Raw genomic sequence first — 9,344 nt, 5'->3', positions numbered from 1 at the left:
GCGGAGCGGCCGCATGCGACCGCTCCGCCTCGCGCGTCGGTCAGCGCCCCGTCTCGTCCGTGCGCAGGAACTCGGGCCGGGAGCGGTCCCAGCCCGGCACGTCCAGCGCGTTGAGCGCCGCGACGATCCGCTTCTCCTCGTAGACGAAGTGCGTCTCCATCAGCGCGGCCAGGCTGTCCAGCTCGCGGCGGACCTCCACGGGGTCGGCCGCCTGGTCCAGACGCCCGGCGAGGTCCTGCAGCCGCCGCAGGCAGTCCTCCACCAGGCGGTGGTCGCGGCGCAGTTCCTCCAGCACCGGGCGCAACTCCGGGTACCGCCGGGCGAGTTCGGGGAACGCACCGTCGTCCTCACCGGTGTGGTGGCGGTTCAGCGCGGAGCAGAAGGCGAGGCAGTGGGCCCGCAGTTCGCGGGGGCGGGCGCCTCCGGCGAGGTGGGCGTCGATGTCCTCGCGCAGCGCCGCGAGCTCCTCGCGGAGCCAGATGTGTACGTCGATCAACTGGTTGCCGAACGCCCTCAGGCGTCCATGCGATGTCGTCAAGGTCGTCCCTTGTGCCGGCGCCTCCATGCCCTCGGCGGTCTCCTTGCCGGGTGCACCGCGACGCTGGCAGAGGGTCTATCACCAAGCCGTCCGACGCGTCAACGGTGCGGGGACCGGCGGTAGCGGACCTCGGTCAGCGGGAATCCGTCCGACTCGTCCCGCTGCACGGCTCCGTCGGGGTGCCAGCCGCCGCGCTCGTAGAACCGCCGGGCTCGGGCGTTCCCCTCGACGACCCAGAGGGTGGCCTGCTCGTACCCGGCGGCGGCGAGGCCGTCCAGCACGGCGGACATGAGCCGCCCGCCGACCCCGGCGCCCCACGCCTCGGGCACCAGGTAGATCGCCGAGACCTCCGCCACCGAGGCGGGGTCGACGTCGTCGTCCCGGCCGGGGCCGAACGCGGCGAAGCCGGCGACGGAGCCGTCCACCTCCGCCACGAGGATCTCCGTACGCCGCGGGGACTCCCCCAGCAGCCGCTCCCACACCGGCAGGCGCATGGCCGGGGTGAGGCCGTCGAGGTGAGCCTGGGGCATCAGTCCCGGGTAGGCGGCCTGCCACGACCGCACGTGGACGGCGGCGATCGCCCCGGCGTCCGCCGGTTCGGCGTGTCTGATGATGATGCACTCTCCTAACCACTCGTCACCGGCACCGGTAATGCGCCTCGCGGCACAGCCGGGCGAACGGGGGCTCCATATTGCTCCGCGCCGCACACAAAGGCGAATCGTTATTGCTAAAAGACTTTGCGCGCACTTTGTTCTGGTTTAACCTCGTCGTCCGTGAAACTCGCCATGATCGCGCTCGCCGGTTCGGTGACGCTGGGGCTCGTCCCGGCCGTCTCCTCCCCGGCCGCCGCCCACCCCGTCAAGAACAGGACCCTCACCGCCAACCGCCTGTACAGCGCGGGTCCTTTGCCGACCACCTCCTGCCGGGAAAGACCGGTGAAGAAGAACGACGCGGCGTCGGCCAAGAGCTATCTGGCCGATGTGCTCAGGTGCGTCGACCGTTCCTGGACCGCCCAGTTGCGCAAGGCGGGGCTGAAGCAGTCCCGGATGAAGCTCACCGTGACCGACAAAGCGCCGGCGAAGTTCTGCGGGCTGAAGTGGCGCAAGGACGATTTCGACGCCTTCTACTGTGAAGGGTCTCGCACGCTTCTGATCGTGCTTTCCAAGGACCTCCTGGAGGAGCCGGAGGATCTCTATCTGTTCAACCTGGTGGCGACGTTCTACGGAGAGCACGTGCAGAACGCCGCCGGCATCTACCGGGCCTGGGTGAACCTCGACTCCCGGAACAAGGCCGAGCTCGCCGAGCAGAACCGGCGCTACAACCTGCAGGGCCACTGCTTCGCCGGAGCCTTCATCCGCAGCGTCTGGAAGTCCCTCCACCGTGGCTCGGAGGACTGGGACGACCTGCTCTTCTACCTGCGCGGCTGGGCGGGCAAGGACGGCGGAAGCAGGAAGTCGATCACCTACTGGGCCGACGCCGGGTTCAAGTCCGGCGACCCCGGCTCCTGCAACACATGGACCGCCCCGTCCTCCAAGGTGGCGTGACCCGGTCTGATGCACCGGCTGACCGGGACGACAGCGGGCCCGGTCAGCCGGTCCGGCTCGCTCGTCGGCCCATAGTCACCTGACATTTCGCGGTGCTGTCCGGTCGTACCGGTGAGAAGCCGGACTTGCACACCGAATCGAAGGGACGGGTGGCGATGCCCACGCGACGCGAGGAAGACGAAGCCACGATAAGGCGGCAGATCGGCAGGGTCGTCGAAGGGATCCGGGCCGGGGATCTCGAAGGCCTGAGGCGGCTCTACGCGCCGGACGTCGTGTCCTTCGACGTCGAGCCGCCACTGCAGCACGTGGGGACAGACGCGAAGTTGAAGAACTGGGCGAAGGTGTTCGCGCTCTTCCAGGAGGTGGACTACGAGGTTCGCGACCTGACCCTCACCGTGGGCGATGACGTGGCGTTCGGCCACTGCTTCGGCCGGCTCAGCGGCACGCTGAGGAACGGGACGGCGACGAGCGGCATGTGGGTCCGGGGCACGTTCTGCTTCCGGAAGACCGACGGCGACTGGTTGATCGCGCACGACCAGGTCTCCGTGCCGCTCGACATGGCGAGCGGCCGGGGAGTGACCGACCTCGAGCCCTGACGCGGACGGTGCCGCCGGTGACCGTCAGGAGGGGGTCGAGCCGGAGGTCCTGGCGCGAAGGCCGCTCACCCGGCGCAGGATGTCCCACCAGAACGGCGCGCCGAACAGCAGGGCCACCAGGGTGACGAGGAAGCCCGGCCAGTGGCCCGGCGACGTGAGACGCCCCCACCAGTCCCCGCCGCGCCAGGCCCAGGCCGGGCCGCCGGAGGCGTCCATCGTGACGCTCACCGGGGCGTGCGTGAAGATCTTCACGAACGCCGGAGTGCTCAGCACGTCGGTGACGCACACGTAGGGGTCCTGGCCCGGCTCGCACTGCTCGCGCAGGGGTTCCAGCGCCTGCGGGCCGGACTGGCCGAACGCGGTCACCGCGCTGCGGTAGGCGTTGTCGCGCAGCAGGCTCTTGCCGTACTCCAGGGAGTCCATGCTGAACACCAGCGTCACGACGAGGCCGAGCGCGACGAGGACCCAGCGGACGTAGCGGCGGTAGAGCACGCTGAGCCGCTCCATCTCGCCGTCGAACCAGTCCTCCACGCCCCGCCGGAACGCCTCCAGGTCGTGGCTCGCCCTGTCCCACACGGCCTTGAGCGGCCGGGAGAAGGGGCTCTTGAGCGCGTCGAGATCCCGCATGAGAGTCTCCACGCCGCCGTGTTCGGTGGCGATCTCCAGGACGGCGACGGCGAAGCGCGCGGGCGGGATGTCGGCGATGCTCGTCCGTCCGCGCTTGGCGTGGTCGATCTCCTGCAGGCGCTCGTGGAGCAGCTCGGCCATCGACTTGCCCTGGCCTGGCGGCAGCACGGCCGGTGCGTCCGCGGCGAGGACGGCGGTCTCCACGGGGTCGGCCTGCTCCGCCGGATGCGCGGGGTCCACCCGCTCGTCCACCCGCTCGTCGATCGGGGCCGGGTCCGCCGCCATCTGCTCGGCGGCCACCGAGCCGGCGGCGGCGGCCAGCGGCGGGCTCTCCACGGGCGGCGGCTGGCGGCTGAAGGCGGGCCGCGGGTCCCGGCCGAACGGCAGCCGCGCGAACACCCCCATGACGCTGGCGGGCAGGCGCGAGCGGCCCTCCTCCGGCGCGGCCGCCTGTGTCAGCGGCGTCCGCGCCTTGCGCCCGAACCTCTTCAGCACGTCGAGGACGCGGTCGAGCCGGGAGGTCCCGTCCGACGTCTCCGCGCCGTCGAGGGTGTCGCGCAGGTACGCCCACAGGAACTTGCTGCGGATTCCGAGCAGCCTGACGATGCCCTCGTTGATGCCGCTGACGAGAAGCGACAGCAGCAGGAAGGCCAGGACCAGCCCGATGGCCAGATCGGCGTAATACGAGATCAAAGAGATCACCCGCACCGTTGATACAGCGTGCCCGCTGCAGGGGCAATGCCTTCCGCGACCCTCGATCTTGATCAAACGGCCCGGGCGCGATTGGGCAAATGAGTAAGATCAGATAAAACCACGTCCCTTTGGAGTACGGCAATGGCCGACGAGACGTCCCCGTCCCCGTCCCCGAAGCTCAACACCTCGGTGCCGCATCCCGCCCGGGTGTACGACTACTGGCTGGGCGGCAAGGACAACTTCGCGGCCGACCGCGAGGTCGCGGAAGCGGTCAAATCCGCTTCCCCCGGGGTCGTCCAGGGTGTCCGGGACAACCGCGCCTTCCTCTACCGGGCCGTGCGATTCCTCGCGGAGCAGGGCGTCACCCAGTTTCTGGACATCGGCACCGGCATCCCGACCCAGGGCAACACCCACGAGGTCGCCCAGGCCGTGAATCCGGCGGCCAGGGTCGTCTACGTCGACAACGATCCCATCGTGATGGTCCACGCCCGCGCGCTGCTGCGCAGCGCGCCGGAGGGCAGGACCGCCTACGTCGAGGCCGACCTCCGTGACCCGGACGCCGTACTCAAGCACCCGGACACGCTGGCGACGCTCGACTTCGAGCAGCCGATCGGCCTGGTGATCGTGGGCACGCTGATGTACATCAAGGACGAGGACGACCCGTTCGGCGTCGTCAAGCGCTACACCGACGCGCTCGTGCCCGGCAGCTACCTCGCCGTCTCCCACGTCACCGGCGACTTCGCCCCCGAGAGCCTGAGGGCCTTCGCCGAGGCGTACAACGCCGGGTCCGTACCGCTCATCCTGCGGACCGGCGCCGAGATCAGCCGGTTCTTCGAGGGCTTCGAGCTCGTGGAACCCGGCCTGGCCGCGCTCGGCGAGTGGCGTCCGGCCCCGGACGACGTCCCTCTCCCGGCCGACCACGTGCACGGCGCGTACGGCGGCGTGGGCCGGAAGCTCTGACCGGCCCTCGCCCCGCGCTCAGTCCTCGTAGAAGACGCGCTCGACCACGGTCCTGGCCCGCCGGGTGGCGCGCCGGTAGTCCTCGATGAAGTCCTCGGTGCCCTCCGGGGGATAGCCGAGGGCCCGCGCGAGCAGCACCCGTTCCTTGACCGGGATGGGGATGCTGTCGGCCGCCCGCCCGCGCACCAGCATGAGGGCGTCGCGGATGCGCGAGGCGAACAGCCACGCCTCCGCCAGCACCGCCTCGTCGGCCGGGTCGAGCAGGCCCTCCCCCGCCGCCGCGCGCAGCGCGTCCAGGGTGCGCGTGGTGCGCAGCGCCGGTACGGCTCCCGCGTGCCGCAGCTGGATCAGCTGGGCCACCCACTCCACGTCGCTCAGCCCGCCCCTGCCGAGCTTGGTGTGCAGGGCCGGGTCGGCCCCGCGCGGCAGCCGCTCAGCCTCCATTCGCGCCTTGAGCTTGCGGATCTCGCGCACGGCGTCGGCGGAGATGCCCTCGGCCGGGTAGCGCAGCGGCTCGACGAGCGCGACGAACTCGTGGCCGAGCTCGGCGTCGCCCGCGCAGAACCGGGCCCGCAGCAGCGCCTGGGCCTCCCAGTGCGAGGCCCAGCGGTCGTAGTAGGCCCGGTAGGAGGCGATCGTCCGGACGAGCGGCCCCTGCCGTCCCTCCGGCCGCAGGCTCGCGTCGATCTGCAGCGGCGGGTCGGGGGCGGGCAGCGCGAGCAGTCTGCGCGTCTCCTCGGCGACCGCGTGCGCGGCGTCGGTCGCGTCCCGCTCGGCCACCCCCGGCAGCGGCGCGTGCACGAACATGACGTCGGCGTCGCTGGCGTAGGAACTCTCCAGGCCGCCCAGGCGGCCCATGGCGATCACCGCGATCCGGGTCGGGAACGTGGCCCGCCGCTCCAGCGTGACCTTGTTGATCGCCGTGTCCAGCGCCGCCTGGATCGTGACGTCGTTGAGGGACGAGAGCGCCTGGCCGACCTCCTCGATGTCGATCAGCCCGGACAGGTCGGCGCAGGCCGTACGGAGCAGTTCCCTGCGGCGCAGGGCCCGGACGGCGGCGACGGCGGTCTCGGCGCTCTCCGCGTGGCGGCCCACCGCGGCGGCGGCCTCCGCGGCGAGCGTCGCGGCGGGCCGTACGGCCAGCTCGGCGGGCGAGCCCAGCATCGCGACGGCCTCGGGCGCGTGCAGCAGCAGCCCGGTGACGTAGCGGCTGGTGCCGAGCAGGTGGGCGAGCCGCTCGGCCACGGCGGTCTCGTCGCGCAGCAGCCGCAGGTACCAGGGCGTGGTGCCGAGCTTGTCGCTCACCTGGCGGAAGCCGAGCAGGCCGGCGTCGGGGTCGGGAGCGTCGGCGAACCAGCCGAGCATGACCGGCAGCAGCGTCCGCTGGATGGCCGCCCGGCGGGAGACGCCGCTGGTGAGCGCGGCGATGTGGCGCAGCGCGCCCCCGGGGTCGGCGTATCCGAGCGCCTCCAGCCGCGCGGTGGCCGCGGCCGTGGACAGGCGGGCCTCGGTCTCCGGCAGCCGGGCGACGGCCTGCAGCAGCGGCCGGTAGAACAGCTTCTCGTGGAGCCGCCGCACCTCCAGCGCGTGCCGCCGCCAGGTGGTGGTGAACTCCCCCACCGGGTCGGTCGTCATGCCCAGCCCTCGGCCGAGCCGCCGCAGGTCGGCGGTGTCCGACGGCACCACGTGGGTGCGGCGCAGCCGGTGGAGCTGGAGCATGTGCTCGACCTGGCGCAGGAAGGTGTAGGCCTCGGCGAGCGACTTGGCGTCGTCGCGGCCGACGTAGCCGCCTCTGGAGAGCGCGGCGAGGGCCGACAGCGTGGCCCGGCGGCGCAGCAGCGGGTCGGACCGGCCGTGCACGAGCTGGAGGAGCTGCACGGCGAACTCGATGTCCCGCAGCCCGCCCGGCCCGAGCTTGATCTGCCGGTCGGCCTCGCCCGCGGGCACGTGCGCCTCCACGCGGCGGCGCATGGACTGCACGTCCTCGACGAACTTGGGCCGGGCCGCGGCCTGCCACACCAGCTCGTTGACCGCGGCGACGTACTGCTGTCCGAGCTCTAGGTCGCCGGCGACCGGGCGTGCCTTGAGCAGCGCCTGGAACTCCCACGTCTTGGCCCACCGCCGGTAGTAGGCGAGGTGGCTCTCCATGCTGCGCACGAGCGGGCCCATCTTGCCCTCGGGGCGCAGGTTGGCGTCCACCTCCCACAGCGCGCCCTCGGGGGTGCTCGCCGAGCAGGCCCGCATCATGCCCTGCGCCAGACGCGTGGCGGTCTGCAGCGCCTTGGTCTCGTCCACGCCCTCCTTGGGCTCGGCCACGAAGACGACGTCGACGTCGGAGATGTAGTTCAGCTCGCGGGCGCCGCACTTGCCCATGCCGATCACGGCCAGCCGTACGTCGCCCGCGTCGGCCACCTCGGCCCTGGCGACGGCGAGCGCGGCCTCCAGTGCGGCCGAGGCCAGGTCGGCCAGCGCGGCGGCGACCTCGGCGAGCGTGCACTCGCCGGTCACGTCCCGCGTGGCCAGGTGCAGCAGGCGGCCGCGGTAGGCGACGCGCAGCGCGTCCATCGCCGGGCCCGGCTCGGCGGCCGGGCCTCCCCCGGTCACGCCCGCGGCCACCGGCTCGGCGTCGTCCGGGTCCGCGCCGACCGCGAGCAGCATCTCCTCACGCAGCTCGCCGGTCGCGGGCCACCGGGTCCACCGCGTCGAGGCCAGGCACTCCGGGTGCCGTACGACGTGCTCGCCGAGCGCCGCGCTGAGCCCGAACACGCCGAGCAGTCTGCGGCGCAGGTCCGGGTCCGCGCGGAACGCCCCGAGCACGCTCGGGTCCCGCTCCACCACGCGGCTCAGCGTGGTGAGCGCCAGATCCGGGTCGGCGGCCCGCACGAGGTCGTCGAGCAGCGCGAAATCGCCGACCGCCTCGGGACCGAGCTCGTCGAGCAGCCTCTCGGCCCGCGCGCCGTCGGCGAATCCGAGCGCCGCCAGGCGCCCTGCCGTCGTCTGTATCCGAGGCGCGGCGTTCACCGTTCCTTCCTCAACCCCGACGTCGATCACGTCGGCCCCCCGAGACAAACCTTCCCAGTAACGGTACACATGGGATGGAAGCCTCCTCGCAGAGATCGGTCCCTCCGGGGAGCCGATCTTGGCTGTCCGGCCCGGCGCGTACCGGGCTCAGCGCACACGGTAACCCTCAGGGTTGTGCGCGTCCTTAGCGGTTTCTCTGCGTAATCATCCCATCACGCGTTTTGGCCGCGCACCCGCGCACCCACGCGCCGGCGGGAAAGGGAGGTCAGGACCGCGTGAGCAGGGCCGCGAACGCCTCGGCGAGCGGCCTCCAGGTGCGTCTCAGCTCGTCCTCGGCCACCTCGACCTGCGCGTTCAGCTCCGCGGCCCGCTCCGGCGGCAGCTCGCCGCCGACGGTCCAGGAGGCGAAGATCCCGGGCGTGGCCTCGGGATGGAACTGCACGGCCCAGGCGCGGTCGCCGAGCCGGTACGCCTGGTTGGGGTACATCGTGCCGGTGGCCAGCCGTACGGCGCCCTCGGGCAGAGCCGTCATGGCGTCGTAGTGGTACTGGACGGCCCTGACCCGGCCACCGGACAGCGCGGGGAGCCCGGACGACCCGGGCAGCGCGGACAGCAGCGGGTCGGCGGCGGCTGCGGGCAGCGGCTCGATCTCCCCCAGCCCGATCTCCAGGCCCGCGGCGCCGCGCTCGACCGTGCCGCCGCAGGCCATCGTCATGAGCTGGGCGCCGAGGCAGACGCCGAGCGTCGGCACGCCCTCGTCGATGGCGCGCGCGAGCAGGTCCCTGGTCGCGGGGAGCCAGCCGTACCCCTCGTCGTCCCACGCCGCCGCGGCGCCGCCGAGGACCAGCAGCCCGGCGGGGGCACGACCGGGCACCGGCTCTCCCTTGTACGGCCGGACGACCTCGACCTCGGCACCGGCGGCCTCCAGCCAGCCGGCGAAGAAGCCCAGACCGGCGTCGGCCTCGTGCTCGATGACGATCAGACGTTCACCCATGGGGCAGAGCTTAAAGACACATATCGGGACAGGCGATACCTGAGAGGGTCGTACCGTACAGTCCCCACCATGAGCATCGACGAGGTCGCCGTCCCCGGCGGACGGCTGCGGATCGCCCGGTTCGGCGGCGGTCCCCGCCTGATCATCGCGGCGCACGGCATCACCGCCTCCCTCATGGCGTGGCGGGGCGTGGCCGAGGCGCTGCCGCCCGGCTGGTCGCTGGTCGCCGTCGACCTACGCGGGCGCGGCCACAGCGCCGGCCTGCCCGGCCCGTACGGCCTGGACCGGCACGCCGAGGACCTGGAACGCGTGGCGGAGCACGTCGGCGCGGACGGCACGAGCGTGCTCACCGGACACTCGATGGGCGCCTA

Annotated in this window: 9 protein-coding genes; 4 read left to right on the top strand and 5 right to left on the bottom strand. The window is 72.4% G+C overall.

Translation table 11 applies throughout. The features are described 5' to 3' along the window. Window positions 1-40 precede the first annotated feature (40 nt). Window positions 41-538: a hemerythrin domain-containing protein gene (locus AB0J39_RS35490; protein ID WP_363472876.1), complete on the bottom strand. Its 498-nt coding sequence runs from the start codon at window positions 536-538 to the stop codon at window positions 41-43. 98 nt (window positions 539-636) lie between these two features. Then, on the bottom strand, window positions 637-1,068 hold the full coding sequence (locus tag AB0J39_RS35485) for a GNAT family N-acetyltransferase (protein ID WP_363472875.1): 432 nt from the start codon (window positions 1,066-1,068) through the stop codon (window positions 637-639). A gap of 243 nt (window positions 1,069-1,311) precedes the next feature. Here AB0J39_RS35485 and AB0J39_RS35480 point away from each other — a divergent pair, with 243 nt between their 5' ends. Next, a complete protein-coding gene (locus AB0J39_RS35480) occupies window positions 1,312-2,082 on the top strand; it encodes a neutral zinc metallopeptidase (RefSeq protein ID WP_363472872.1) in 771 nt (256 codons plus the stop codon). A 155-nt stretch (window positions 2,083-2,237) separates the two neighbouring features. Continuing rightward, entirely contained in the window at window positions 2,238-2,678 is a 441-nt protein-coding gene (locus AB0J39_RS35475) for a nuclear transport factor 2 family protein (RefSeq protein ID WP_363472870.1), read from the top strand. Between the two features lie 24 nt (window positions 2,679-2,702). On the opposite strand, the gene AB0J39_RS35470 is transcribed toward AB0J39_RS35475, so the two are convergent. After that, window positions 2,703-4,007: a hypothetical protein gene (locus AB0J39_RS35470; protein ID WP_363472868.1), complete on the bottom strand. Its 1,305-nt coding sequence runs from the start codon at window positions 4,005-4,007 to the stop codon at window positions 2,703-2,705. A 132-nt stretch (window positions 4,008-4,139) separates the two neighbouring features. Here AB0J39_RS35470 and AB0J39_RS35465 point away from each other — a divergent pair, with 132 nt between their 5' ends. Beyond that, window positions 4,140-4,958: an SAM-dependent methyltransferase gene (locus AB0J39_RS35465; protein ID WP_363472866.1), complete on the top strand. Its 819-nt coding sequence runs from the start codon at window positions 4,140-4,142 to the stop codon at window positions 4,956-4,958. 18 nt (window positions 4,959-4,976) lie between these two features. Here AB0J39_RS35465 and AB0J39_RS35460 read toward each other — a convergent pair whose 3' ends face one another. Continuing rightward, on the bottom strand, window positions 4,977-7,979 hold the full coding sequence (locus AB0J39_RS35460; protein ID WP_363472864.1) for a bifunctional [glutamine synthetase] adenylyltransferase/[glutamine synthetase]-adenylyl-L-tyrosine phosphorylase: 3,003 nt from the start codon (window positions 7,977-7,979) through the stop codon (window positions 4,977-4,979). A gap of 265 nt (window positions 7,980-8,244) precedes the next feature. Beyond that, on the bottom strand, window positions 8,245-8,973 hold the full coding sequence (locus AB0J39_RS35455; protein WP_363472862.1) for a type 1 glutamine amidotransferase: 729 nt from the start codon (window positions 8,971-8,973) through the stop codon (window positions 8,245-8,247). 69 nt (window positions 8,974-9,042) lie between these two features. On the opposite strand from AB0J39_RS35455, the gene AB0J39_RS35450 reads away from it, so the two are divergent. After that, window positions 9,043-9,344 (top strand): alpha/beta fold hydrolase (locus AB0J39_RS35450; protein ID WP_363472859.1); only part of this gene is annotated, 302 nt, incomplete at its 3' end.

Source organism: Microbispora sp. NPDC049633, from assembly GCF_040675265.1.
Lineage (GTDB): Bacteria > Actinomycetota > Actinomycetes > Streptosporangiales > Streptosporangiaceae > Microbispora > Microbispora maris.
The sequence above is the reverse complement of the archived record's forward strand: the minus strand, read 5'-3'. Positions and strand labels throughout refer to the sequence as shown.

Bases quoted from the DNA above. Each gene is read 5' to 3' on its own strand.
- AB0J39_RS35475 (WP_363472870.1), top strand. From the start codon at position 2,238: ATGCCCACGCGACGCGAGGAAGACGAAGCCACGATAAGGCGGCAGATC.
- AB0J39_RS35455 (WP_363472862.1), bottom strand. From the start codon at position 8,973: ATGGGTGAACGTCTGATCGTCATCGAGCACGAGGCCGACGCCGGTCTG.
- AB0J39_RS35465 (WP_363472866.1), top strand. From the start codon at position 4,140: ATGGCCGACGAGACGTCCCCGTCCCCGTCCCCGAAGCTCAACACCTCG.
- AB0J39_RS35485 (WP_363472875.1), bottom strand. From the start codon at position 1,068: ATGCCCCAGGCTCACCTCGACGGCCTCACCCCGGCCATGCGCCTGCCG.